Here is a 26,208-nt window from a genome sequence, read left to right on the forward strand (position 1 = left end):
CCTCCTTATAAAAATTCCCTTTACTGACAATCATAGTATGAAAGCGTTAAACTTTCAACTGTGAAAGGTATGTTCTTTTATAAGCTGGTTACAGTAATAAAGAAAATAATAGATGGAGGAATCAACGTGAAAACGAAAAAAATCAAAGATATTATGACAAAAAAAGTAGTGACGTGCCAAAAGGACGACAATTCTTATGAAGCGGCAGTAAAAATGAGAGATGCTGACATCGGTGCCATTCCAGTGGTTGACGGAGATCAGCTTGTTGGAATTGTGACAGACCGTGACCTTGTACTCAGAGGCATTGCTGAGAAAAAGCCAAACTCACAGGAAGTTGGCGCACTCATGACGAAGGAAGTTCTGACAGCCGAAGAAGATGCGACGCTTGAAGAAATTGTCCGGTTGATGTCAGAGCACCAGCTCCGCCGCATTCCCGTCGTTAAAAGCGGAGCATTAACGGGGATTGTAGCTCTTGGAGATTTATCAGTTGAAGATTTGTCAAATGATCGTGCGGGAGATGCACTCACTGAAATCTCTCAACAAGATCAAGATCACAGGCAAGGATTTTTTCATTAACAGGGGCATATTTTAAATTCGTGTTAAATAGGCTGTATTGTCGTTGATAAATGGAGCAAGTTTTGTTTAAATGACAGTAGAAGGTACTTTTTGTACCTTGCCAATTTAACGGAGGTGTTTATTTGAAAACTGTGCTCAAAACACTCTTCATCCTCCTGATTATATCCGGAACGTACGTTCTGTTTATTCAATATGGATCTTCACCAGAAAAAGAAAGCAGCAATGAACCGAAGGTGTCTAATGAAGAAACATCTAGCGATAAGCCGATCAACATCCCAAAAAAGGGCCTCATGTCCTTTATGGGAAAATCATCAAACGAAGTGCTTAAACAGCTGGGAGAACCAGATCGCATTGATCCTTCCGCATATGATTATGACTGGTGGATATACAACCAATCGAAGAAGCACTATATTCAAGTAGGGGTAAAGGATAGTAAAGTGGTGACTTTGTTTGCAACAGGAGACGGGCTGAATGTTGAACCATTTAAAATCGGTCAAGCCACAAGTGAAGTGTTTAAAAAAACACAAATCGCGCCTTACATTCATGTAGAGGATGATCAAAATTCATACCGCTTTGAATTCTCAGAAAATGATATGAATACAAGGCCAACAGTGAAAGTGGGAGATGATGTCTATGTCCAGCTTTACATGGATAAGTTTGAAAGCATCCTTTCGAGTATCAGAGCCTTTAACGCAGATACATTTGTGAAACAAAAGCCGTATGAGGTTGTTTATCGAGGTCAATTGATAGAACCTGAGGCGATATCAGGCGAAAAGTGGAAGGATATCGAAGCTTCCAGTCAAAAACAAATTTTTGATATGACCAATATTATCCGCCATAAGTACAACCTGCCGACCTTAAAGTGGGACGATGAAACCTCCGAAGTGGCATTCATGCATAGTGAGGACATGAAAGAGAATCATTATTTCTCCCATGAGTCTAAAAAATACGGTACGCTAAAAGACCGATTAGAAAGAGGCGAGGTCGCATTTCAGCTCGCAGGTGAAAACATTGCATATAACTATGTAGATGGACCAGCAGCTGTAGAAGGCTGGCTCAATAGCGAAGGTCACCGGAAGGCGTTATTAAATGGAGATTACACACACCTTGGCGTAGGTGTGAAAGAAAAATACTATACTCAAAACTTCATCAAGAAAACATCTTAAAACAAAGCAGCTGCACAACCGCAGCTGTTTTTTTATATGAAAAAAGAGGCTCACCAAAACAGATGCTGGTGTATATAGTATAGTAGGCATTTGTATGGGGGGTGAGGATATGACAAATAAGCAAAAACAAACATCCATTGATGAATTTAAACAATTCGTCAGACGCCATCCGAAGTTAATTCAAGAAGTGCAAGCGCAAGAAAAAAGCTGGCAAAGTTTATACGAAAATTGGGTCATGTTTGGTGAGGAAGATGAGATGTGGTCTCCTTATCGGCAAACGCAATCTAAAGAAGCAAAAGACGAAAAAGGCTCTAAGACAAGTGAACCGGGAAAAGCAGATTTTATGTCTAAAATGGTTTCTGCTGTGAAAAAAATGGACGCTGATCAAATGAATGAACAGATTAACAAAATGAGCCAGTCTATTTCCTCTTTACAAAGCTTACTCGGTCAATTTTCATCAAATAGCTCAAAAAAAGGTTCATCTGGAGGCAGTCAGCACCCATTCTCCTTCAGGAAAGATTAATTGAAAGGGGATGTTTTTGGTGCGGAAAGAAGTACAGGAGTTTGTCATGGCCGAGGAGGATCGAATCAAATTCATTAGACAGCGTCCTCTTTGGTACAGACAGCTGACTCGACATCCTGAAAATCTATCTTCCTTTGAATTAGATAAAATGAACTTTTACGAAAAAACCATTCCTCATCGTGTGAGTCAGTTGAGCAATAGTGTCCAAATGGCTGAAATGATGATTCAAATGTTCCAAGCAATGCGCAATCAAAATGGAGCCGGGTGAGGCTTTTTTGAGTTGATTAAGATGTCTATTTCATGAGCATCCTATGAAAGTAGACGAAAGGAGAATCAGATGATGAAATGGATGCTGTCAATATGCGCATTGCTTTTTCTTGTCACCGGGTGTCAAAGTCAACATGAAGAAGAGCAAGTGATCAAGCAAGATCCAGCTGTACCAGTGATGCAGCAAGCTCAAAGTGAAATGAAGCAGCAAGGCTTTTTAAAATACAAAGTGCAGGGATCGGCTGTCTATATAGAAAGTACACTTCAAGATTTCCATCTTGAGCCTTCACTTGGGAAGAAGGATGAGAAGGCGGGGTATTTTACAGTGTATGTAGATGGGAAACGTGCGGGCAATGAGTATACTGCTGCGTTTGTGGTCAAGCACCTTTCAAAAGGAAAGCATAAAATGACCGTTGTGCTGAATTCCCGTCATCCAGATTATAAACAAAAAAGGGAAACGTGGGATGTATTTGTCACGTAAAAGCATTTTCTGATCCATAGGTTTCGTGGTAAACTATGAATTGGAGGTGCAACATTTATGTATGCGACAATCGAATCTGTGGAACTCCAAGAGGAAGCAAATCAATTGGCTGCCATGATTCTTCAGTCGGAGGAGGCTGAACATTACCGCAACTGCTTTAAGCGTCTCCAGCAAGACGAAGAAGCCCAACAAATTATTGCCCACTTTACAAAAGTAAAAGAGCAATATGAGGATGTGCAGCGGTTCGGCAAATACCATCCGGACTATAGAACGATCTCAAAGGAAATGCGTGAGGTCAAAAGAAAGCTAGATCTTCACGATACAGTGGTTGATTTCAAAAAAGCAGAAACAGCGGTTCAATCCATCTTAGATGAGATTAGTATTGAAATCGGTCAAGCTGTATCAGCATATATTAAAGTTCCAACAGGGAACCCATATTTTGATGGTCTATCATCATGCGGCGGTGGCTGTGGATCAGGAGGCAGCTGTGGCTGTAAAGTATCTTGACGAGACTTGAACGTCTCGTCTTTTACATAATGAATGGAAAGAATTGAAAAGCGGCAGGTGAAAAGATGGAAACCAAACGTCAAGGGATGGTCGTTTGGCTGCATTCGTTAAAGCAGTCAAAAGCGCTAAGAAAATTTGGGAATGTTCACTATATTTCAAGGAAAATGAAATATGCAGTGATTTATTGTGATATGGATGATCTCGAGCGCCATATGGCAAAGCTGAGCTCATTGCCATTTGTAAAACGTGTTGAGCCTTCATATAAACCTTTTATTAAATTAGAGTACGAATCCAAATTGGACAAAGCAAAAGAATATGATTATAAGGTGGGCTTTTAAAGACACAAAAAAACCCCCGCGGCATCACCCGCGGGGTCCTTCTATTCTTAATGATTCATTAAGGAGAAGGCAAAGGGAGAGGAGAAACCGGAGGAAGAACTTATGGGGAAACGTAAGTCTTCTCCGCGGTTGGCAACAGCACCACATCAGATGCTGTTACAAGTAGTATGGCCCCGCTTCCCGTCATCTATACATAGAAAATGAATGAAATTACGCGCATTGTCCCATGCCGAGTGGATGTGGTAAGATAATGTTGAATTTTTTGTCATAAGACAGTGACCAATAGAAGCAAGCAGAAAAAGTGGTGGGAAAATGAGAGTCATCTCTGGAACGAGAAAAGGCCGCACGCTTAAAGCGGTACCAGGTCAATCAACAAGACCGACGACAGATAAAGTGAAAGAATCCATTTTTAATATGATTGGCCCGTATTTTGATGGCGGGAGGGCCCTTGATTTATTTGCGGGAAGCGGTGGTTTAGGAATTGAAGCGCTCTCTAGAGGATTCGATCATTGCATTTTTGTTGATCGAGATATGAAGGCGATTCAGACAATTAAAGAAAACCTGAATCAATTGTCGCTGAAGGATCAAAGTGAAGTATTTCGAAATGATGCAAAGCGTGCTCTCACAGCCGTTGTAAAACGAGAGGAATCCTTTCAAGCTATCTTTCTTGATCCGCCGTATAAGGATCAAAAGCTGAAGGCACTTCTTGAAATGATTGATGAGCACTCCTTATTAACAGATGATGGCGTGATCGTATGTGAGCATGATAAAGACGTCACGCTGCCTGAGGAAGCTGGACAGCTCCACATATCAAGGCGGGAACTGTACGGAATGACTGGCATTACGATCTATAGAAAGCGGGGAAATTAAAGCATGGGGAACATAGCCGTTTGTCCGGGTAGCTTCGATCCAGTCACATTGGGCCATTTGGATATTATTAAAAGAGGAGCAAATATCTTTGATGAAGTGTATGTATGTGTATTAAATAACTCATCAAAAAAACCGTTGTTTACAGTTGAAGAACGGTGTGAGCTCATTAGGCAAGCGACAAAGGATTTGCCAAATATCAAAGTTGAATCCTTTCATGGCTTGCTTGTTGATTATGCGAAACAAAAAGAGGCCAAAGTCATTTTGCGTGGGCTAAGAGCCGTGACGGACTTTGAATATGAGATGCAAGGCACATCGATGAATAAAGTCTTAGATGATGAAATTGAAACGTTTTTCATGATGACCAATAATCAATACTCCTTCTTAAGCTCAAGCATTGTCAAAGAAGTAGCGAAATACAATGGATCTGTCAAAGAGCTTGTTCCAAAAGAAGTAGAAGCAGCGCTGAAAGAAAAATTTAATGGATGAGTGCCTCGTGCACTCATCCATTTTTTACTTTCTGGTAATATAGAGCAATATACACGATCAGGCTGAACAAAGTGATCAAAGGGCCAGCTGTCACAAGCTGATTCCAGAGCACACTGCTAAACATGACGACTTGCTCGCTTGCTTCAAAGGCTCCTGCTGGAAGAGCCATGTCTGATCGAGATACATAAAGAGGTTTGAATAATAAAAAGGCAAAGACAGCTGCATAAATCCCGTGGAGCAAACGGGCGAAGAAAAACGGTTTAAAGCGTATATCGGTTGCCGCCAAAATGCCGGCTACCTGGGCTTGAACAGAGAACCCGCTGAATCCTAAAATAAAGCTGACCACAATGGTTTTAGCGAGCAGGGTAACCTCTTGTGACCCCGTTAGCTGACTTCCTAATGTGATTTCAAATAAACCGGCAATCATGGCTAGATCTAATTCTGGCGGAAGGTGCATCGTTTGCAGCATATATCCGATTCCTATGGAGAGCAGGTCTGTCACATGAACAACTGCCAGCATTTTGCTAAAGACAGAAAATAAGATAATAAAGCCGCCAATCATAAAAAGTGTTTGAATGGACGACATGACAGCATCGCTTAAAATTTGGCCGAGCGGTCTTTTCTCTTCGAGTCTTGCTGTATGAAGGGCGCTGAGTGCCTCTTTAAACGGTGGAAATAAAAATCCCTTCCGGCTTCTAAGATGCGCATCATGCCGCGCTTTATACCCCCGCATCGTCACACCAACAGCGAGATTCCCTAAATAATGTGCGCAGGCTAAAACAATCCCTAAAGCTGGGTGATGAAAAAAACCAACAGCCACCGCTCCGAAAATAAACAATGGATTCGATGAATTTGTAAATGAAACAAGGCGCTCTGCTTCGATTCTCGTCAGCTGTCCTTCCTGTCTGAGTCTTGTCGTTAATTTAGCGCCAGAAGGAAAGCCTGAGGCCATTCCCATAGCTAGTACAAATCCGCCTACACCAGGTACTCGAAAGATGGGGCGCATAAATGGCTCTAATAACACCCCGACAAATCTGACAATCCCGAAACTAATTAATAGCTCGGACAAAATAAAAAAAGGAAGCAATGATGGAAATACAACCTCCCACCACATTGCAAGTCCATTTTTCGACGCTTGCAAAGAGGCTTGTGGATGTGTAATCACAGTGGCTGTTAAAAAGATAAAAAAAGCAGCGATGAACAGAGTGTTCCATTTTTTCATGGAGATTTCGCCCCTTGCCGTTATGATCTATTGGCGAGCTCGTGATCAAAGAAAAAGAAAAAAACTAGCCGAGCCTGTCTTCTATTACTATACGAGCAGAAGGGGCATGTTTAGACCTATAGATTCGTATATATGCATAGAAAGAGGAGGTGGATTTTCATGAAGCGACCGGTCATCGGGCTTGCGCTAGGCTCTGGAGGTGCTAGGGGAATGGCACATATCGGAGTTTTATCTAGTCTTGAGAAACAAGGAATTCAGGTGGATATGATTGCTGGAAGCAGTATTGGCGCACTTGTTGGGAGCTTTTATGCGGCAGGACAAGACGTAGAAAAAATGAAAAAACTTGCACTTGTCTTCAGAAGAAAGTATTATGCTGACTATACACTGCCAAAAATCGGTCTTTTAAAAGGAAATCGAATTTTGCAGCTGATCCACACGTTTACATATGGGAAAAAAATCGAGGAATTGCGAATGCCTCTTGCGATTGTCGCCTGTGACCTCGAGACAGGGGAGAAGGTTGTGTTCAAAGAAGGGTCTGTCTCACAAGCAGTCAGAGCGAGTATTAGCATTCCGGGTGTGTTTGTTCCGCACGAAATGGGCGGTAGACAATTAGTAGATGGAGCGGTTGTTGACCGCATTCCTGTTTCTGTTTTAAAAGAAATGGGTGCAGACCTCATTATCGCCTCTGATGTATCAAGGGTGAAAAAAACAGAAAAGGCGACGAGATTATCGGATGTGATTATGCAAAGTTTGGACATCCTTCAAAATGAATTGGTTCGTCATCAAACCATTCACGCAGATCTCATGATCCGGCCGAGGCTTGAAACATATAGCTCTAGTGCGTTTACACAGGTTCAAGAGATGATTGAAGCAGGTGAGCTCGCCGCAGACCAACTAAAAGGGAAACTGAAAGATGTCATTGATAAATGGGAGTGTTAATCGAATGAAAAAATTGAATATTCGCTGGCTCAGCTTTTTTGTGGTTGTCCTTGTATTATTTGGCTTAACCTTTGTGAAACTGCCGTATTACGTGACAAAGCCGGGTGATGCAACAGAGATTGCTCCGCACATTAAAGTAGACGGAGCATATGGCGAGAAGGGCAGCTTCTCTCTTATGACCATTAAAGTAGGTCCAGCAAACCCATATACGTATTTGCTTGCAAAAATGAACAAGTATGACGAGATCGTCCCGGAAGAAAACATTAAAGCGGACGGAGAATCGGATGAAGATTATATGAAACGACAGCTTCAACTGATGAAAAGCTCTCAAGAAAATGCCATGATTGCAGCATATACAAAAGCAGGAAAAAAAGTAGATTATACGTTTAACGGGGTATATGCGAGCTACGTGATGAAAGGAATGCCTGCTTACGGAAAAATTGAAGTTGGCGACCGGATCAAAAGCGTTGATGGCAAGACCTATGATTCAGCTGATAAAATGGTTTCATATATCAGCAGTAAAAAATCAGGCACATCTGTCCGCTTTGTCCTTGAACGAGACGGCAAAGAAATCACACAGCAAGTGACATTAAAACCATTTAAAGAAGAGCCAAAACAAGTCGGAATAGGTGTGTCATTGTTTACAGACCGTCATGTGAAAGTGTCACCTGCGATTAAAGTGGATATTGAAAATATTGGCGGCCCATCAGCAGGCTTAATGATGTCGCTTGAAATTTATAACCAGCTGACAAAAGAAGACGAAACACATGGCTATGCGATTGCGGGGACTGGAACGATTGACGCCGATGGAACGGTCGGCCCAATTGGCGGAATCGATCAAAAGGTCGTGGCGGCAGATAAAGCCGGAAAAGACATATTCTTTGCGCCAAACGATAAAGGCGATCCAAACTCAGACTACCAAAATGCAGTCAAAACAGTGAAAGATATTAAAAGTGATATGAAAATTGTCCCTGTAGATACAATGCAAGATGCACTGAACTATTTAAACAAATTAAAAGAGAAAGCATCATGATAAAAGAGCAGCCCACACCAAGGCTGCTCTTTTTTATGGAGAGAGAAAGAGATCAGTCTCTTCATCATATCGGATCGGTGAGGTTTTAAACTCTGCTTCCGTTAAGTTCGTTTGCATTGGCTCACAGATGGGAAGGCTGAAGACGCGGGAAGCGCGAATATCAAGATCAAGTGCGGGATGTGAAAAGGAAGACAGCTTGCTCACAAGCGGTACGTCCAATTCTTTTTTCACAAGAGATAAGTATTGCTGCCCTTTCTTTGACATACCGAGTAAACGAATATAGGGTGCTTTTTTCTCTTCAAGCAGTTCATGCATTGTCTTTTTCTTCACTCTCATTAAGAGATGCGTATTCATCCGCTGTAACCTAGTCCACGTATATCGTTTTGTTTTCACAAGTGATAGATATTCCTCATAGGAGGACGCGTGTGTGATCGCCTTTTGCATGCGGTGTTCGATGCCTTCTTCGATTTCATAGATGTCTTCTAGTTCAGCCGTATTCATTGTGTGAAAGACATGTTTTAAGAAGCTAAAATAGGCTTCTTGTGTATGTAAAAGACCATATGAAGAATGATAGTTGTGTAATTGCTTTAAAGTAGCGTCCGGGAGATAGGGTGTGACCGCTTCAAATGAGCCGTGCTCTTTTAAGGCTTTTCGAATACTTGTTGCGCTTGCGATTTGCTGATTTACAGGAAGTTCTTCATCATGATAATCAGACGCAATTCTCACAGAGGTAAAAGGCTGTATGTGAGGGGATCGCTCTAAGATGGCCTTTACATAATGGAAGCCTAAAATGTTATTCGGTTTAGACAAATCCAGTAAGTGCTCAAGGGAAATGGCCTCTTGAAACGCTGTGGCTGTAGCTGCCGGATAACTAAGACCTTTTTTGACCTTCTCTTTTGTTAAAAGGTCAATCTCTGCCTTTTTCTCATGCCAAGCATGAGCTGTGCGCTCAAATACGTTGATGTCCCCATCCTCACTTCCGAAAAAAAGAGTGCGGCATTTTAAAGCGTCTAGGATCGACACAGCGCCATTTGCAAAGGTTTCTGCCTTTTGCACAGCGTATATGTATGGAAGCTCACATACAATGTCTACACCGTTTTGCAGTGCCATTTTTGTACGTGCCCATTTTGAGACGATTGCAGGCTCTCCGCGCTGGAGGAAGGAACCGCTCATGACGGCAATGGCAACATCTGAGGAGGTTTGTTTTTTCGCCTGACGAACATGATAGGCATGTCCATAATGAAATGGATTGTACTCTACAACGACTCCCACTGATTTCAATAGATGTTCCGCCTTTCTTGCTATGGTTAAATGGTCTATGCTACAGTAGCATAAGGGAAAAATGAAGCCCATTTTTTTCAGTGTAGGCATTCAAGGAACTGATGTCAAACAACCCTCTGACATCACAAAGGACTGTAAAGAAAAAATATTGACAAATAGCATGATGAAAGCTATAATCATGTTTGTTGCTCTTAGAGGTGATACAATTGAAATGGACAGTTTATCAGTTACATCAAAAAGCTAAAAACAGCTTCGATTTTCATGAGACGGTTGACTTAAATGAACTTACTAGCCTTCATTCAGATATACGTCGCATTTCACCAGTAGAGGTGAAAGGGACTGGAGTGATCGAATCAAAGCAAGTCGCATTTGATTTAACCATCACAGGTGAAATGACACTGCCTTGTTCAAGAACGCTTGTTGATGTAAATTATCCATTTGCGATTTCAACGAAAGAACTATTTGTACTTCATAAGACAGACGATATAGAAGATGAAGACGTTTCCGTTGTAGAAGACGATATCATCGACTTAACGCCTATCGTCAAGGAAGAAATACTTCTTGAAGTGCCGATGCAAATCTTTTGCGACCAAACAGACGTAAAAGGTGCTGCACCACAAGAAGGTCATGACTGGGCGGTCATTTCGGAAGATGCACATCAAAACCGAATTGATCCGCGTCTGGAAGGCTTGAAGAAGCTCTTAGAAGAAAATAATGAATCTTAACTCTTTAAGGAGGTGGGAATAATGGCTGTACCTTTTAGAAGAACTTCTAAAATGAAAAAAAGATTGCGTCGTACGCATTTCAAACTACAAGTACCTGGTATGGTAGCTTGCCCAGAATGCGGTGAAATGAAAATTTCTCATCGTGTCTGCAAATCTTGCGGAACATACAAAGGCAAAGACGTAAAAAGCAACTAATTTATAAAAAAGCGTGAGGGAATCTTCCCTTGCGTTTTTTTATTTGTCTATTTTTTAGGTTTCTCTCCTGCAAATAGTCTATCTACTCTAGTAGGCGCATATGATGTGGTATTCAGATTCAGGGGGGATGATTAATTGACGATTACAAGGCAGGACGCATGGACACAAGATGAAGATTTACTTTTAGCAGAAGTCGTCTTAAGACATATTCGAGATGGAGGGACCCAGCTTTCCGCATTTGAGGAAGTCGGGAAAGCACTGTCGAGAACGGCTGCAGCATGTGGATTCAGGTGGAATTCTTACGTCAGAAAACAGTATCAAGCAGGAATTGAACTGGCGAAAAAACAGCGGAAAGAACTGCGTAAAAAGATCGGTATTCATTCCTCAGGTTTACCACAGCATGCGTTAACAATAGAGGAGAAGACATCTTCAGATCATGCTGAATTGACCCTTCGAGAAGTGATTCAGTTTTTAGAGCAGCTTGAGAAAGAGCCTTCTGGTCCCGCTTATTTACGCGAGGAGCTAAAGGATGCACATCATCAATTAAAGGCGCTCACAGAAGAAAATGAACACTTGAAGCGCCAATTGAAAATGACAGAAGAAGATTACCGGGCGCTCATTGGTATTGTTGAAAGAGTCAAACAGAATATCAGCTTAAAAGACTACGCTAAATAAGTAAACGCCCCTCACAGATGAAAGGAGGGGCGTTTTGTTATCAACCATTAAGCTGATTCACCTGTATTCTTTTTGATATGTGCGGGCTCCCAAATGAGTGGATTTTCACCTTTATCGCGTTCCATATCATATTTCACCGCTTCAAAGCCCATTTTATCCCAAAAACCAGCAGATTTGACGCGTGGATTCGTTCGAATCGGCAATCCGAAAGATTTGGCGAATTCGACAAGTGCTTCGCCGTACCCTTTTCGCTGATACCCAGGAAGCACTTCTAGCTTCCACAGCTCTAAATAATCATGGTTGTGGTCAAAATACGTAGTCGTCGAGCCATCCACTTGATATAGGCTCATACGTGCCACAAGCTTATCTCCAAAATAAATCCCGTAAAATGGAGAGTTGCTGTCATTTTCAATCATATTGCTTTCAAGGTCTTCAAGCATTGAAAGTTCTTGTATGCCGTATTCCTTAAATTGTTTAAATTCCTCTAATGTTTTGTAATTAATTAGAAGACGTTTTACTTGTGTCATGTGATCTTCCCCCTTACACACATAATGTCGACAGTGATGTCTTTGAAGGCGTTTTCATCCCATCCGCCTAAAAAAGTTTTTACACTTATTATTATAGTTTTTAAATTAAAAAAATTCAATCATAGCGCGTCATCTGCTTTTTGCATCATGACATGAAACTGTTAAAATAGTGGATATGATGAAGTAAACAGAAAAAGGGAAGTGCGGCAGTTGAAAATTGGAATCATTGGCGGAGGTGCGATTGGTCTGCTTTGTGCCAGTTATTTATCACAGCATCATGACATTACCGTATTCACAAGAAGAAACGAACAGGCAGAAGAGATTCGAGCGTCAGGAATTGAACGAATGGTGAGAGGAGAAACGTTTCGGACAGTTGCCCATGCACAGACAGGGGTAAAAGGGGTATTTGATCTACTCATTGTGACAGTGAAATATCATCATTTGCAAGATGTACTGGACGAACTATCGACATTACCTCGTCAGCGGATCTTATTTTTGCAGAACGGAATGGCCCACCTATTAGACTTAGAGAACTGGAAAACGGCACATGAATTATATATAGGTGTGGTAGAGCATGGCGCAATGAAGGTGTCAGATCATGCAGTCGCCCATACAGGTATTGGTGTCATAAAGTGGGGGGCATTTCATCATGAGGAAGCGGCAGATGTGAAGAATGAATTGAATGAGGCATCAGCCCATTTTCAGATGGTCTATACAGATGAATGGAAAATGGTGCTGGAGGAAAAACTGCTTGTCAATGTCTGTATTAATCCGCTGACGGCTTTATTACATGTGAAAAATGGGGAGTTGATCGCAAATTCCTCATATGAGTACATGATGAAATGTGCATTTGAAGAAGCTGTTTCCATTTTGGGCTTGTCTGAAAAGGAGCGGCTCTGGTCCCATGTGGTCTCTATTTGTGATAAAACGGCCGCTAATCAATCGTCGATGCTACAAGATATCGTAAAAGGCCGCCAAACCGAAAGAAAAGCCATCGTTGGCTATCTTTTAAAACAGGCTCAGGCTCAAGAGATTCTGACGCCATATCTTGCTTTCTTCAATAGAAGCTTGGAAGTATTGGAAAAAAAGCAAACAAAATCTTTTGAGTGAGCTCATTTACGTGCTATACTTTTTTCGGGAAACTAACTATTTATTGAAGAAAGGAAGTTCTAAACATGCAATTGACTGAACTTTCCATCCGAAGTCAGAATTTATTCATACGTGATTATATAGAAGAAAAAAAAGACATGACTGCTTTTTTTGATTATGATATACATTCTGAGCACACATGGAAAAAGAGATACGACGATCTCATGGAAAGGAGCTTCCCGCGCGAGGCTTTAGCGGATTATATGAGCGCATATCACGCAAAGTTTGAATCAGCAGCGATGCGTCAGAACATTGAGAAGATCCGTGATGAACGGAGTGTCATGGTGATTGGAGGGCAGCAGGCAGGCCTGTTAACAGGTCCGCTTTATACTATACATAAAATCATATCCATTATTCAGTTTGCAAAAGAAAAAGAATCAGAGCTTGGCGTTCCTGTGATTCCAGTCTTTTGGGTAGCTGGTGAGGATCATGACGTAGATGAAATTAATTTTGTGTACACGTCTGGCGAAAAAGGTCCAGTCAAACAAAAGCTGCCATTACATAGTATCAAAAAAGCTGCTGCGAAAAGAACACCGCTGCATCAGGAGAAAACAGAGAAATGGCTTCGTGATGTGTTTTCAACCTATGAAGAATCTGCTTACACAAATGATTTGCTTGATCAGCTTCTTCGATGTTTACGCAAATCACAAACGTTTACTGATTTCTTTGAATGGATTGTGTGCGATCTCTTTAAAGAAGATGGGCTTCTGCTATTTAATTCAGGAGACTTAGGTGTCAAACCACTTGAGCGTACGTTATTTAAGCACATTGTCGAGACAAATGATACGATCACAGCTCGCCTGGATGAAACGCAGGCTGCCATGAAGCGAGCGGGATATCAGCCGATCATTGAAGCTGGTGACCACCAGGCAAACCTGTTTTACGAATATGATGAGGAGCGTTTCCTCATTGAAAAAGAGCAGCATCAGTTTTCTGTATCAGAAGTGGGGCTTACGTGGACAAAGGAAGAGCTTTTGCAGGAAGTCGAGGAGCACCCAGAAAGGTTTAGCAACAATGTGGTGACGCGCCCCTTGATGCAAGAGACCCTTCTCCCAACACTTGCTTTTATGGCAGGACACGGTGAAGTCAACTATTGGGGAGAACTGAAAGGAATTTTTGAACACTTTGAATTAAAGATGTCACCTGTTCTTCCAAGACTGCACGTCACCATTCTTGAAAGGCATATTGACAAGAAGCTGCCGGTCAGAGAACTGTCGGTAGAAGAAGTGCTGACAAACGGAGTAAAAGAAAAGAAAGATGCGCACTTTCAGCAAAGCCTTCCAGACAGTTTCGTTCAAGCGGTTCAACATGCCAAACGTGAATTAGCAAATGTTCATGGTGCGATGAGACAAGAAGCGCTGGAGATTGAACCGAGCTTTGAGCAGCTTCTAGATAAAAATGCCAAATTTATTGAAGACCAACTTCAATTTGTTTATCAAAAGGTGGCTCAGCGTGTGGAAGAGAAGGAAGGATATATCCTTCGCGACTTTGAACGGATTGAAAATAGTTTAAAACCACTTGATGCCGCGCAAGAAAGAATTTGGAATATCATGTATTTTTTAAACAAATATGGTCCAGAATTCTTCAAAACATTCAAAAATATGCCATTTTCATTTCAAAACAAGCAACAAATTGTCAAACTTTGAAATAAAGTTTTAATGAACCCTGACTAGTTCAGGGTTTTTTTTTATGTAGAAACAGTGTAAAATAAGTTTTGTGGAGAGAAGTGGTGGATAGTGGAGAGTAAGGGTGAGAAAGTGGGGCTCTGATTATCATGTTCATGGGTGAATACCAACATACGATTGATACAAAAGGGCGCATGATCATCCCTGCTAAATTTAGAGACGGTCTCGGAGAACAGTTTGTGCTGACGAGAGGGCTTGATCAATGTTTATTTGGCTACCCTATGAGTGAGTGGAAACTAATCGAAGAGAAACTCAAAGCACTTCCGCTAACGAAAAAAGATGCACGTGCGTTTACCCGGTTCTTCTTTTCTGGCGCAGTCGAATGCGATCTGGACAAGCAGGGGCGCATTAACATCGCATCAAACCTACTCCAATATGCAAAACTCGAAAAAGAATGTGTCGTCATCGGCGTTTCAAATCGAATTGAGTTGTGGAGTAAGTCGATCTGGGAACAATATACAGAAGAGCAAGAAGATTCTTTTGCTGAAATTGCTGAAAACATGATTGGATTTGATATATAATAATCCCTTGTGCAGCAAGCTTTCTACACATTCATTTCTATTTGAAAAAGGTGGGACCATAACATCATGTTTCAACATGAGACAGTATTATTAAAAGAAACAGTTGACGGTTTAAACGTCAAAGAAGACGGTACATATGTGGACTGCACGCTAGGCGGCGCAGGTCATAGCTCATATTTACTATCTCAATTATCAGAAAAAGGTACATTGATTGGATTTGACCAAGACGATGCTGCACTGGATCATGCACGAGAGAAGCTCGCAGATTCAAAAGCGAACATTCTTTTCATAAAAAGCAACTTCCGATATTTAAAAGAACGTCTGAATGAACAAGGCATTACAAGCGTAGACGGTGTGATCTTTGACCTTGGTGTGTCGTCTCCTCAGCTCGACACACCAGAGAGAGGCTTTAGTTATCATCATGATGCACCTCTTGACATGCGAATGGATCAATCAGCCGTATTGTCGGCAAAACAAGTGGTGAATGAATGGCCATTTGAAGATCTAGTTCGGATTTTCTACAAATATGGGGAAGAGAAATTCAGCAAGCAAATCGCACGCAAAATTGAAGAAGCTAGAAAAAAAGCGCCAATTGAAACAACGGGTCAACTTGTAGACATTATCAAAGAAGGAATTCCCGCACCTGCAAGACGAACTGGCGGACATCCAGCGAAAAGAGTGTTTCAAGCGATCCGAATTGCTGTAAATGACGAATTGAAAGTATTTGAAGAAGCACTAGAACAAGCAATAGAGTTACTCAATCCGAAGGGGAGAATTTCTGTCATTACATTCCATTCACTTGAAGATCGGATTTGTAAAAGTACATTTAAAGAGATGTCTTCTCTTCCAGAACTTCCGCACGGATTACCAGTGATTCCAGAAGGACTTGAACCAAAACTGAAGCTGATCACGAGAAAACCGATCGTCGCATCAGAACAAGAGCTGGAACATAACAACCGTGCCCGTTCAGCGAAGCTCCGAATTGCAGAAAAAAAGTAAACGACACCATAGATGATGAGAAAAAGGAGGTTTCTTATGAGTAATTTGGCTTACCAAAGAGAAGTAAAGCAACATCAAACAGAGCAGCAAGGCCAATCGGTTGTCATTAGAAGAAGAGGTTCTATTACACTTGGTGAAAAAATCTTACTTGTCATGTTTGTCATGGCTCTTATGTGCAGCTCCATTCTCATCGTTTCTAAAGCCTTTGCTGTGTATCACGCAAATATCGAAGTGCAGAAATTAGAACAGCAAGTATCTTTAGAATCGAAAAAGATCACTGAGCTGCAAAAGGAAAAAGACTTGCTGAGTGAACCAGAGAGAATCATCGATGCCGCTAAAAAAGCAGGCTTAAGCATATCGAAAGATGTTAAGAAGGTCGATTAACATGGCGATGCCTAAAAAGAATAAAATGATGAACAGAGGCGCGGCAATTGCGAGTATTTGCTTCGCCCTGTTTTTCTTTATCATCCTGGCACGTTTTATTTATATTCAGATTACAGGAACGGTTGATGGACAAGTTCTAGCCGCCAAGGCAAATGAGCAATATCAATCGAAGAAAACACTTGAAGCCAAAAGAGGATCAATTTTAGACCGAAATGGAAATGTGATTGCAGAGGATACCTCTGTGTATAAACTCATTGCCATTATGAGCAAGAAAATGACGGTCGATCCAAAGCATCCGATGCATGTCGTCGACAAAGAAAAGACGGCTAAAGAGCTGTCAAAAGTCATTGATATGAGCGAAAGCGAAATTTTAAAGCGTTTGAATACAAAGGGTGCGTTCCAAGTCGAGTTTGGTAAAGCTGGGAGGGATATTAGTTTTTCAACAAAGGAAAAAATTGAAAAGCTAAAGCTTCCTGGGATCGCATTTGAAAAAGACACGAAGCGGTATTATCCAAACGGCATGTTTGCTTCTAATTTAATTGGTTATGCAAGATTAGATGAGGCAACCAAGGACATGTCAGGTGCAATGGGGCTTGAGAAGGCGCTAAATAAATTCTTAAAAGAAAAAGATGGCTATGTGACGTATAATAGTGACAGAAGCGGGTGGGCTCTTCCGAATAGTAAAGAAGACATTGTCGCCCCGAAGGATGGGAAAAATGTCACGCTGACCATTGATCAAAAAATTCAGGCGTTTCTTGAAGAAAGTATGACGCAGGTCGCCAAAAAATATAAGCCAAAGAAAATCATTGCGACAGTCGTTGATCCGAAAACAGGAAAAGTTCTTGCGATGGGACAGCGCCCAAGCTTTAATTTAAATGAACTCGACATTACGAACTATAACAATGATGTCATTTCATATGCGTTTGAACCTGGTTCAACGATGAAGATCTTTACACTCGCTGCAGCGATCCAAGAAGGGGTATATCAAGGCAGTGCCAAGTATCAATCTGGAACTTATAAAGTAGGCGGCGGCCTTGTAAGAGACCATAACAACGGAAATGGCTGGGGGAAAATTGATTTTCATGAGGGTGTTCTCCGTTCTTCAAATGTGGCCTTTGCAAAGCTGGCAAAGGAAAAGCTAGGCTTCACGCGATACGAACAATATTTGCAAAAATTCCATTTCTATGACAAAACGGGAATAGACGTGCCGAACGAAGCGTCTAGTAAAATCAATTTCAGATACGAATATGACAAAGCATCGACGGCTTATGGTCAAGCGTCTGCCATTACACCAATTCAACAAATCGAGGCAGCGACAGCGATTGCAAACGGCGGAACGATGATGAAGCCATATGTCATTGACCATATTACAGACCCGAACACAAACAAAACGATTTTGCAGCACGAACCAACAGTAGCTGGAAAGCCGATTTCATCTGATACAGCGAAGCAAGTCCGTGATATTTTAGGTGAGGTTGTTTCCTCGAAAATTGGTACAGGTCAGCCTTATCAAATCAAAGGCTTTGACGTCGCTGGGAAAACAGGGACAGGACAAATTGGCGGTGCCGGCGGTTACCTCCAGGGAAGAAACGATTACGTCTTTTCATTTATGGGGATGGCGCCAAAAGATGATCCGAAGCTGCTCGTTTATGTGGCAGTACAGCAGCCGCAGTTGTCTGAAACAGAAACAGGCTCTGCCCCAGTTTCACAAATCTTTAACCCTGTCATGAAAAATAGTCTGCTATATTTAAATATCGCACCAACAAAAACAGACGATAAAAAATCAGGCGAACAAAAGGTGAAACAAGAAACAATGCCTTCATTCCTTGATTTAGAAGTGAAGCAGGCAGAAACGGAAGCCAAAAACAAAAACGTAACACCTGTTGTCATCGGCGACGGTCTATCCATTAAACGCCAGTGGCCGAGTGCGGGCTCTGAATTCACTGAAAGCCAGAAAGTCTTCTTGAAAACAGCAGGAAAAACCATTAAGATGCCTGATATGACAGGCTGGTCCAGAAGGGAAGTACTTCAATATGCATCCATTTCCGGTGTGCACATTGAAACAAATGGACAAGGATATGCTGTCAAACAAAGCGTCAAAAGTGGAGCAGAGATTTCAGATAAAGTCGTCACTGTGACATTTAAAAGTCCGAATTAACTTTAAAACCTAGCAAACCATTTGCTAGGTTTTTTCTTTTATTTTAAAGGGATGGACTAGACCGTTCTACAAAAGGACGGGCCTGCATATGATGGAAACAAGCCATATGTAAGGAGTGAACCAGGCGTGCGAGTGTCAAGTGTAACAGTGAGAAAACGATTGCTTTTCGTGCTGCTGTTTGGAGTGGTCATTTTTTTCATCATAGATACTAGATTAGGATATGTGCAGTTTATTATGGGCGAAAAGCTGACAAGCTTAGCAAAAGATTCATGGAGCCGTAACCTCCCGTTCGAACCGGAACGGGGAGATATTCTGGACCGGAATGGGGTAGAGCTGGCGACGAACAAAAGTGCTCCATCCATTTTGGTCGTCCCGCGGCAAATTAAAGATCCCGCAGAAACAAGCAAGAAACTCGCGGCAGTGCTGAATATGTCTGAGGAGAAAGCGTACAAGCACGTCACGAAGAAAACATCAATTGAGCGAATTTCTCCTGAGGGCAGAAAAGTATCTCATGAAAAAGCAAAAGAAGTAAGAGAGCTTGATTTAGATGGAGTTTATGTAGCAGAAGACAGCATCAGACATTATCCGTTTGGCAGTTTCCTGTCCCATGTACTGGGCTTTGCTGGAATTGATAATCAAGGTTTACTTGGGCTGGAAGCCTACTATGATGATGACCTAAAAGGTGAAAAAGGCTCTGTGAAATTCTATTCCGATGCAAAAGGACAGAAAATGCCAGATGAAGCAGATGATTATACACCGCCTAAAGATGGTCTTGATATGAAATTAACGGTCGATTCGAAAGTACAAACCATCATTGAACGAGAATTAGACAATGCGCAGACAAAATATAATCCAGATGGCATGATCGCCATTGCCATGAACCCAAAAAATGGTGAAGTGCTTGGGATGTCAAGCAGACCAGACTTTGATCCAGCTGACTATCAATCAGTTGATCCAAAAGTATTTAACCGAAATTTACCGGTGTGGAGCACATATGAGCCGGGATCGACGTTTAAAATTATTACACTTGCAGCAGCATTAGAAGAAAAGAAAGTGAATTTAAAGCGAGATCAATTTTTTGACAGCGGATCTGTGACGGTCGATGGAGCAAGGCTCAGATGCTGGAAAAAAGGCGGGCATGGATCACAGTCATTTTTAGAAGTGGTGCAAAACTCCTGTAACCCAGGCTTTGTAGAGCTAGGCGACCGTCTTGGAAAAGATCAATTATTTTCCTATATTAAAAATTTCGGTTTTGGCCAGAAAACAGGAATCGATCTTCAAGGGGAAGGGAGAGGAATTTTGTTCCCGCTTGATCGAGTAGGTCCAGTAGAGCAGGCAACAACTGCCTTTGGTCAAGGTGTCTCCGTTACGCCGATTCAACAAGTAGCCGCAGTGGCTGCCGCGGTAAATGGCGGGACGCTTTACACGCCCTATATTGCGAAAGAATGGATAGATCCGGTCACAAAAGAGGTCGTGAAAAAGCAATCACCGATTGCCAAGAAGAAAGTGATTTCAGCTGAAACATCAAAAGAAATCAGATATGCACTTGAAAGCGTAGTCGCTCAAGGAACTGGCCGAAATGCATTTGTTGAAGGGTATCGGGTTGGCGGAAAAACCGGAACAGCACAGAAGGTAAAGGACGGAAAATACATGGAAAATAACCATATTGTGTCGTTTATCGGATTTGCGCCTGCTGATGACCCAAGCATCGTTGTATATGTAGCCGTTGATAACCCAAAAGGCACCATTCAATTTGGTGGTACAGTAGCGGCACCAATTGTTGGTCATATTATGCGAGACAGCCTGCCTGAGATGGGTGTGAAAAAAAGAAAAGGACAAATTGAAAAGAAGTACCAGTGGCTGGACACAAAAACCATTGAGGTACCGAATCTTGTAGGGGGATCTGTTTCTGACCTTGAATCACTCCTCATTAACCTGAAGATCGATGCCTCAGGCACTGGCAGTAAAGTGGTGAAGCAGTCTCCTGCTGCTGGGACAAAAGTGAAAGAGGGCTCAACGATCAGATTATACTTAAACGATGAATAATAAAGAATGAACAGAGGGTAGCCGCACTCATTCGGCTGCCTCTTTTTGTTGAAAGAGAAGGGCAGTTTTAAAAAAAGAGCGCAAAGTGTGTTTTTTTCCAAGAGAAACTTAAGGAATACGCTGGATGTATCCTTTTTTTTACGATAAAATATAGACTGTGTGTTTTTTTCACAAGACATGCACGTGAACGAATTTGAGAGGTTTGATATGATAATGAAATTACAAGAACTCCTTACATACTTTAAAAGTGAAAACAACGAATTGATAAACGAAAATCCCGATATCACTTCCATTGAAATGGATTCAAGAGAGGTGAGAAAAGGGAGCCTTTTTGTCTGCATAAAAGGCTATACAGTAGATGGACATGATTACGCTGAAAAAGCGGTGAAAAGCGGGGCTGCAGCGATTGTAGCAGAACACCCTCTTAACATAACAGATGTACCAGTCATTATTGTGAAACACTCTCAAAGAGCACTTGCAAGAATCGCTGATGCGTTTTACAGGCAGCCAACCCATAAGCTAAATCTTATCGGTATCACAGGAACAAACGGAAAAACATCAACAACACACATGATCGAACAAATGATGAGAAAAGCCGAGAAGAAAACAGGCTTAATCGGTACGATGTATATGAAGGTGAATGATGAAATTCTCGACGTGAAAAACACAACACCTGAGAGTGTCACACTTCAAAAAACCTTTAAACAGATGCTTGATCAAGATGTAGACACGGCAATTATGGAAGTATCATCACATGCATTGCATCTTGGCCGGGTTCATGGATGTGATTATGATATGGCCGTTTTCACAAATCTTACGCAAGATCACCTTGACTACCACAACACAATGGAAGAATATAAACACGCGAAAAGCTTGCTATTCTCCCAGCTTGGAAGTGCCTTTCATCACGATAAGCCGAAGCACGCGATTTTAAATGCAGATGATGAAGCTTCTAGTTATTTTGAAAAAGTCACAGCTGCTGAAATCATGACGTATGGCTTAGAGCAAAAAGCAGATGTAATGGCAAAGAATATTCAAATCAAGCCTAAGGGAACTCAATTTGATTTGATCACTCCAATCGGCACAAAAAATGTGACGGTGGCCCTCATCGGAAAGTTCAATGTGTATAACATCCTGGCTGCTGTATCAGTAGGGATCGTATCCGGCTTATCGTTTGATACGATCGTCAGTGCAATGGAAGAGCTCGAGGGAGTCAAAGGAAGATTTGAACTTGTGAACTGTGATCAGGACTTCCCTGTCATCATTGATTACGCGCATACACCTGACAGCTTAGAAAATGTCCTCACAACGTGTAGAGAATTAACTGAGGGCAAAATTTTCTGTGTGATAGGCTGCGGCGGAGACCGTGATAAAACAAAGCGTCCTCAAATGGCCCAAATCGCTGTGAAATATGCAGATGAGCCTGTTTTTACATCAGACAACCCAAGAAGTGAAGATCCATCAGCTATTTTAAAAGATATGGAAAATGGTGTGCCTAAGGCATATTATCATAGCTTTGTGAATCGCAAACAAGCCATCTTTTTTGCGATTGCCAATGCGAAAAAAGGCGATACCGTCTTAATAGCGGGAAAAGGCCACGAGACGTACCAAATCATTGGCGATCAAGTCTACGACTTTGATGATGCAAAGATTGCAGTGGACGCTATTTTAGATCTAAACAAATCTTAAAAATGATGAAAAGAGTGTAATGAAATGAAGCATTTTGTACAAAAACAACATATGAAAGACTTGAATGAATATCATAATAATGAATGCTATTTTCTGATGGAAAACGGCTTTGGAAATTCGGAAGGAGTAAAGAACGATGCTTGAACAGGTGATATTGTTTACAATCATAATGGGATTTTTAATCAGTGTTCTTTTATCCCCGATTTTTATTCCGTTTTTAAGAAGACTTAAATTTGGTCAGAGTATTAGAGAAGAAGGCCCGCAGTCTCACCAAAAGAAATCAGGTACTCCGACAATGGGCGGCATTATGATGATCTTTTCTATCACAATTACAACAATTGTGATGATCAACAAATTCTCTGAGATTAGTCCAGAAATGTTTTTACTGTTATTTGTCACACTTGGCTACGGTTTATTAGGATTTTTAGATGATTATATTAAAGTAGCGATGAAACGAAATCTTGGATTAACATCGAAACAGAAATTGATCGGTCAAATTGTGATCGCAGTGATTTTTTATGCAGTCTTCCATTATTATCAGTTTGCAACGACGATTCGCATTCCAGGAACGGATGTCAGCTTTGATTTAGGATGGGCTTACTTTATCCTCGTCATTTTCATGCTTGTCGGTGGTTCTAATGCGGTGAACTTAACAGATGGACTTGATGGTTTATTATCTGGAACAGCTGCCATTGCTTTCGGAGCTTTTGCCATACTTGCTTGGAATCAATCTCAGTATGATGTGGCCATCTTTTCAGTAGCTGTTGCTGGAGCCGTCCTTGGTTTCCTTGTGTTTAATGCGCACCCTGCAAAAGTATTTATGGGTGATACAGGGTCACTAGCTTTAGGCGGAGCCATTGTAGCGATTGCAATTTTAACGAAGCTTGAAATTTTACTCGTGATTATTGGAGGAGTATTTGTTGTTGAAACGTTATCGGTTATCCTTCAAGTCATCTCCTTTAAAACAACTGGAAAAAGAATCTTTAAAATGAGCCCGCTTCACCACCACTATGAGTTAGTTGGCTGGTCTGAGTGGAGAGTGGTTGTCACCTTCTGGACAGCTGGTTTATTACTTGCTGTTTTAGGAATTTACATCGAGGTGTGGTTATAATTGAATAAGATGCAAATGTTAAAAAACGAACATGTACTAGTATTAGGTCTTGCAAAAAGCGGATATGCGGCCGCCTCAATTCTTCTCGAACACGGAGTAAACGTGACAGTAAATGATCAAAAACCGTTTGAAGAAAATGAGCCGGCTCAGCTACTTTCTGAAAAGGGGATTGATGTCATTTGTGGCAGTCATCCTCTTCGTATGTTCGATGATAAAGAAATTACGATTTTAATTAAAAACCCTGGAATTCCATATGAGAATGTGATGGTTCAAGAGGCGCTTCGACGCCAAATTCCAGTTTGGACTGAAATAGAATTAGCTTATCATTTGACCTCATCTCCTTTTATTGGGATTACCGGATCGAATGGGAAAACCACTACCACTACATTGATTTATGAAATGCTGAAAAAAGACAGTCAAAAAACTTTAGTGGCAGGTAATATTGGAACAGTTGCCAGCGAAGTCGCTGCAAATGCAGCTGGCGATGAATGGATTGTAACTGAGCTCTCTTCTTTTCAGTTAATGGGAACAGTTGAATTCAGGCCCAAAATCAGCTTAATTTTAAATATTTTTGACGCACATTTAGACTATCACCACACTCGTGAAGAATACGAAAAAGCAAAACAGAAAGTATACGCACATCAACATGAAAATGACATAGCCGTGATCAACCTAGATGATCCATCTGTCGTTAAGCTAGCAGAAGGATCAAAAGCGAAAAAGGTGTTTTTCTCCGTGAAAGAGCCAGTAGAGCATGGAGCCTTTATTAAAAATGGCGCTATCTACTATATGAATGAACGTGTCATTGATCTAAAGGATGTTGTTCTTCCTGGTGAGCATAACCAAGAAAATATTCTAGCAGCCATTTGTGTTGTGAAAAATGCAGGCTGTTCAAATGAAGCGATCACACACGTACTCACAACATTCAGTGGAGTGAAGCATCGTTTGCAGTTTGTGGATACGATTCAAAGTAGAAAATTTTATAACGATAGCAAAGCGACCAATATACTGGCAACAAGTAAAGCTTTGTCAGCCTTCGAACATCCGACCATTTTACTAGCAGGCGGACTAGATCGGGGCAATGAATTTGATGAATTGAAACCTTTCATGAAAAATGTGAAAGGAATTATCACATTTGGTGAGACTGCACCTAAGTTTGTGAAGCTTGGTGAAGAGCTGGGAATACATCACGTAAAACATGTCGATAATGTTGAACAAGCAGTACCTGCGGCGTTTAGCATATCTGAAGAAGAAGACGTGATTTTATTATCTCCGGCTTGTGCAAGCTGGGATCAACATAAAACATTTGAAGAACGTGGAGACATGTTTGTAAACGCCGTGCATATGCTTAAATAAGGGCTTGTCTCTCATATGACTGACAGCCCAAATGAAATTATGCTTGGGGTGTCGGTCTCTTGACGAATAAGAAAACTTCTCCGGATTTTTTGCTTGTTGTCATTACGTTACTTTTATTGACGATTGGTTTAATTATGGTGTACAGCGCAAGTGCTGTGTGGGCATCGTATAAATTTGATGATTCGTTTTATTTTGCAAAAAGACAGCTTTTGTTTGCTGGAATCGGAGTTATCGCGATGTTTTTCATTATGCGAGTCGATTATTGGACGTGGCGGACTTGGTCAAAGATATTGATTGCTGTTTGTTTTCTCCTCTTGCTGCTTGTACTGATTCCTGGTATCGGTATGGAGAGAAATGGATCAAGAAGCTGGATCGGTGTCGGTGCGTTTAGTATTCAGCCCTCTGAATTCATGAAGCTTGCGATGATTGCGTTTCTCGCAAAATTCTTATCTGAAAAGCAAAAAAATATCACGTCCTTCCGTAAAGGTTTCGCGCCAGCGTTGGGTATTGTGTTTTCGGCATTTGCCATCATTATGCTGCAGCCGGACCTGGGGACAGGAACGGTTATGGTTGGAACTTGTATTATTATGATTTTTGTTTCAGGTGCGAGAATTGCTCACTTTATATTTCTCGGTCTTATAGGGCTAAGCGGTTTTGCTGCACTTGTCTTATCAGCACCCTATCGAATAAAACGAATTACGTCTTATTTAAACCCTTGGGAGGATCCACTAGGCAGCGGGTTTCAAATTATTCAATCCTTATACGCTGTTGGCCCAGGCGGTCTGTTCGGAATGGGTCTAGGTCAAAGTAGACAAAAATTCTTCTATTTACCTGAGCCTCAAACGGACTTTATCTTTGCCATATTGTCTGAAGAGCTCGGCTTTATAGGCGGTTCACTCATTTTATTGCTCTTTAGTGTTCTGTTATGGAGAGGCATACGAATAGCACTTGGGGCACCAGATTTATACGGAAGTTTCTTAGCAGTTGGCATCATTTCAATGGTTGCCATTCAAGTGATGATTAATATCGCAGTTGTCACTGGACTTATCCCTGTGACAGGTATCACGCTCCCATTCCTAAGTTATGGCGGCTCATCACTGACACTAATGCTCATGGCAATTGGCGTACTTTTGAATGTAAGCAGGTACGCTAGATATTAATGTGCTGCTAGTTCATGAAACCATGTCGACTTTTATTTTGCAAAAGTACAAAAAAATGATTTGAAGAGTGAAAATGACAGTTTTTGTTTCGAAAACATGATTTTTGACTCTTCTTTACAGGTTTTAACGGAGCCCTGTT

28 protein-coding genes are annotated in these 26,208 nt (G+C 41.4%); 25 read left to right on the forward strand and 3 right to left on the reverse strand.

Going from position 1 to position 26,208, the window contains the following annotated elements:
• Window positions 1-153: 153 nt before the first annotated feature.
• From ACSLGF_RS00115 to coaD, 9 genes are all read left to right on the forward strand, one after another.
• The gene (locus ACSLGF_RS00115) at window positions 154-576 is read left to right on the forward strand and encodes a CBS domain-containing protein (RefSeq protein ID WP_230031484.1); all 423 of its coding nucleotides are present in this window, start codon (window positions 154-156) and stop codon (window positions 574-576) included.
• Window positions 577-698: 122 nt separating this feature from the next.
• Window positions 699-1,742 carry a CAP domain-containing protein gene (locus ACSLGF_RS00120; RefSeq protein WP_456001331.1) on the forward strand — a complete coding sequence of 348 codons (1,044 nt, stop codon included), beginning with the start codon at window positions 699-701 and terminating at the stop codon, window positions 1,740-1,742.
• Window positions 1,743-1,851: 109 nt separating this feature from the next.
• Window positions 1,852-2,265 (forward strand): YlbD family protein, encoded by a 414-nt coding sequence (locus ACSLGF_RS00125; RefSeq protein WP_456001333.1) that lies wholly within the window; start codon window positions 1,852-1,854, stop codon window positions 2,263-2,265.
• A 19-nt stretch (window positions 2,266-2,284) separates the two neighbouring features.
• Window positions 2,285-2,533, forward strand: coding sequence for a YlbE-like family protein (locus ACSLGF_RS00130; RefSeq protein WP_039178297.1), 249 nt, complete (start codon window positions 2,285-2,287; stop codon window positions 2,531-2,533).
• A gap of 72 nt (window positions 2,534-2,605) precedes the next feature.
• On the forward strand, window positions 2,606-3,013 hold the full coding sequence (locus ACSLGF_RS00135; protein ID WP_410609403.1) for a hypothetical protein: 408 nt from the start codon (window positions 2,606-2,608) through the stop codon (window positions 3,011-3,013).
• Between the two features lie 57 nt (window positions 3,014-3,070).
• Window positions 3,071-3,520 (forward strand): YlbF family regulator, encoded by a 450-nt coding sequence (locus ACSLGF_RS00140; RefSeq protein ID WP_034318038.1) that lies wholly within the window; start codon window positions 3,071-3,073, stop codon window positions 3,518-3,520.
• A 65-nt stretch (window positions 3,521-3,585) separates the two neighbouring features.
• Window positions 3,586-3,858: a YlbG family protein gene (locus tag ACSLGF_RS00145; RefSeq protein ID WP_024424276.1), complete on the forward strand. Its 273-nt coding sequence runs from the start codon at window positions 3,586-3,588 to the stop codon at window positions 3,856-3,858.
• A gap of 282 nt (window positions 3,859-4,140) precedes the next feature.
• Window positions 4,141-4,728 carry a 16S rRNA (guanine(966)-N(2))-methyltransferase RsmD gene (rsmD, locus tag ACSLGF_RS00150; RefSeq protein ID WP_456001773.1) on the forward strand — a complete coding sequence of 196 codons (588 nt, stop codon included), beginning with the start codon at window positions 4,141-4,143 and terminating at the stop codon, window positions 4,726-4,728.
• Window positions 4,729-4,731: 3 nt separating this feature from the next.
• On the forward strand, window positions 4,732-5,214 hold the full coding sequence (coaD, locus tag ACSLGF_RS00155) for a pantetheine-phosphate adenylyltransferase (protein WP_099725959.1): 483 nt from the start codon (window positions 4,732-4,734) through the stop codon (window positions 5,212-5,214).
• Window positions 5,215-5,227: 13 nt separating this feature from the next.
• Here the strand turns inward: coaD and ylbJ are convergent, their stop codons facing one another.
• Window positions 5,228-6,436, reverse strand: a complete 1,209-nt coding sequence (ylbJ, locus tag ACSLGF_RS00160; RefSeq protein ID WP_456001336.1) for a sporulation integral membrane protein YlbJ — start codon at window positions 6,434-6,436, stop codon at window positions 5,228-5,230.
• A 159-nt stretch (window positions 6,437-6,595) separates the two neighbouring features.
• Here ylbJ and ACSLGF_RS00165 point away from each other — a divergent pair, with 159 nt between their 5' ends.
• A complete protein-coding gene (locus tag ACSLGF_RS00165) occupies window positions 6,596-7,375 on the forward strand; it encodes a patatin-like phospholipase family protein (protein WP_249705183.1) in 780 nt (259 codons plus the stop codon).
• Window positions 7,376-7,379: 4 nt separating this feature from the next.
• The gene (locus ACSLGF_RS00170; RefSeq protein ID WP_456001338.1) at window positions 7,380-8,408 is read left to right on the forward strand and encodes a SepM family pheromone-processing serine protease; all 1,029 of its coding nucleotides are present in this window, start codon (window positions 7,380-7,382) and stop codon (window positions 8,406-8,408) included.
• Between the two features lie 33 nt (window positions 8,409-8,441).
• Here the strand turns inward: ACSLGF_RS00170 and ACSLGF_RS00175 are convergent, their stop codons facing one another.
• Window positions 8,442-9,689, reverse strand: a complete 1,248-nt coding sequence (locus ACSLGF_RS00175; protein WP_456001340.1) for a nucleotidyltransferase — start codon at window positions 9,687-9,689, stop codon at window positions 8,442-8,444.
• A 206-nt stretch (window positions 9,690-9,895) separates the two neighbouring features.
• Here ACSLGF_RS00175 and ACSLGF_RS00180 point away from each other — a divergent pair, with 206 nt between their 5' ends.
• The 3 genes from ACSLGF_RS00180 (at window position 9,896) to gerR (ending at window position 11,284) form a co-directional block, all read left to right on the forward strand.
• The gene (locus ACSLGF_RS00180) at window positions 9,896-10,414 is read left to right on the forward strand and encodes a YceD family protein (protein WP_456001342.1); all 519 of its coding nucleotides are present in this window, start codon (window positions 9,896-9,898) and stop codon (window positions 10,412-10,414) included.
• Between the two features lie 21 nt (window positions 10,415-10,435).
• On the forward strand, window positions 10,436-10,609 hold the full coding sequence (gene rpmF / locus ACSLGF_RS00185; RefSeq protein WP_008354700.1) for a 50S ribosomal protein L32: 174 nt from the start codon (window positions 10,436-10,438) through the stop codon (window positions 10,607-10,609).
• Window positions 10,610-10,744: 135 nt separating this feature from the next.
• Entirely contained in the window at window positions 10,745-11,284 is a 540-nt protein-coding gene (gene gerR, locus ACSLGF_RS00190; RefSeq protein WP_099725953.1) for a sporulation-specific transcriptional regulator GerR, read from the forward strand.
• A 47-nt stretch (window positions 11,285-11,331) separates the two neighbouring features.
• On the opposite strand, the gene ACSLGF_RS00195 is transcribed toward gerR, so the two are convergent.
• The gene (locus tag ACSLGF_RS00195) at window positions 11,332-11,811 is read right to left on the reverse strand and encodes an N-acetyltransferase (RefSeq protein ID WP_099725952.1); all 480 of its coding nucleotides are present in this window, start codon (window positions 11,809-11,811) and stop codon (window positions 11,332-11,334) included.
• A 210-nt stretch (window positions 11,812-12,021) separates the two neighbouring features.
• Between ACSLGF_RS00195 and ACSLGF_RS00200 the strand changes: the two genes are divergently transcribed.
• The 11 genes from ACSLGF_RS00200 to spoVE all read left to right on the forward strand — a co-directional run bounded on the left by ACSLGF_RS00200 (window position 12,022) and on the right by spoVE (window position 26,069).
• On the forward strand, window positions 12,022-12,921 hold the full coding sequence (locus ACSLGF_RS00200) for a 2-dehydropantoate 2-reductase (RefSeq protein ID WP_456001344.1): 900 nt from the start codon (window positions 12,022-12,024) through the stop codon (window positions 12,919-12,921).
• A gap of 65 nt (window positions 12,922-12,986) precedes the next feature.
• Window positions 12,987-14,606, forward strand: coding sequence for a bacillithiol biosynthesis cysteine-adding enzyme BshC (gene bshC, locus ACSLGF_RS00205; RefSeq protein ID WP_456001346.1), 1,620 nt, complete (start codon window positions 12,987-12,989; stop codon window positions 14,604-14,606).
• Window positions 14,607-14,734: 128 nt separating this feature from the next.
• Window positions 14,735-15,166, forward strand: coding sequence for a division/cell wall cluster transcriptional repressor MraZ (mraZ, locus tag ACSLGF_RS00210; RefSeq protein WP_003211163.1), 432 nt, complete (start codon window positions 14,735-14,737; stop codon window positions 15,164-15,166).
• Window positions 15,167-15,232: 66 nt separating this feature from the next.
• Complete coding sequence (gene rsmH, locus ACSLGF_RS00215; protein ID WP_456001348.1) at window positions 15,233-16,165, forward strand: 16S rRNA (cytosine(1402)-N(4))-methyltransferase RsmH; 933 nt, start codon at window positions 15,233-15,235, stop codon at window positions 16,163-16,165.
• A gap of 36 nt (window positions 16,166-16,201) precedes the next feature.
• Window positions 16,202-16,549, forward strand: a complete 348-nt coding sequence (ftsL, locus tag ACSLGF_RS00220; RefSeq protein ID WP_456001350.1) for a cell division protein FtsL — start codon at window positions 16,202-16,204, stop codon at window positions 16,547-16,549.
• 7 nt (window positions 16,550-16,556) lie between these two features.
• Entirely contained in the window at window positions 16,557-18,707 is a 2,151-nt protein-coding gene (locus tag ACSLGF_RS00225; protein WP_456001776.1) for a penicillin-binding protein, read from the forward strand.
• Between the two features lie 126 nt (window positions 18,708-18,833).
• On the forward strand, window positions 18,834-20,753 hold the full coding sequence (locus ACSLGF_RS00230) for a stage V sporulation protein D (RefSeq protein WP_456001352.1): 1,920 nt from the start codon (window positions 18,834-18,836) through the stop codon (window positions 20,751-20,753).
• 213 nt (window positions 20,754-20,966) lie between these two features.
• Window positions 20,967-22,442, forward strand: coding sequence for a UDP-N-acetylmuramoyl-L-alanyl-D-glutamate--2,6-diaminopimelate ligase (locus tag ACSLGF_RS00235; protein WP_456001779.1), 1,476 nt, complete (start codon window positions 20,967-20,969; stop codon window positions 22,440-22,442).
• A 136-nt stretch (window positions 22,443-22,578) separates the two neighbouring features.
• A complete protein-coding gene (mraY, locus tag ACSLGF_RS00240) occupies window positions 22,579-23,553 on the forward strand; it encodes a phospho-N-acetylmuramoyl-pentapeptide-transferase (RefSeq protein ID WP_456001354.1) in 975 nt (324 codons plus the stop codon).
• A 9-nt stretch (window positions 23,554-23,562) separates the two neighbouring features.
• Window positions 23,563-24,909: a UDP-N-acetylmuramoyl-L-alanine--D-glutamate ligase gene (gene murD, locus ACSLGF_RS00245; protein ID WP_456001782.1), complete on the forward strand. Its 1,347-nt coding sequence runs from the start codon at window positions 23,563-23,565 to the stop codon at window positions 24,907-24,909.
• Between the two features lie 59 nt (window positions 24,910-24,968).
• Window positions 24,969-26,069: a stage V sporulation protein E gene (spoVE, locus tag ACSLGF_RS00250; protein ID WP_003212197.1), complete on the forward strand. Its 1,101-nt coding sequence runs from the start codon at window positions 24,969-24,971 to the stop codon at window positions 26,067-26,069.
• The last annotated feature ends 139 nt before the right edge of the window (window positions 26,070-26,208 follow it).

It is taken from the genome of Bacillus sp. A015 (assembly GCF_053851875.1).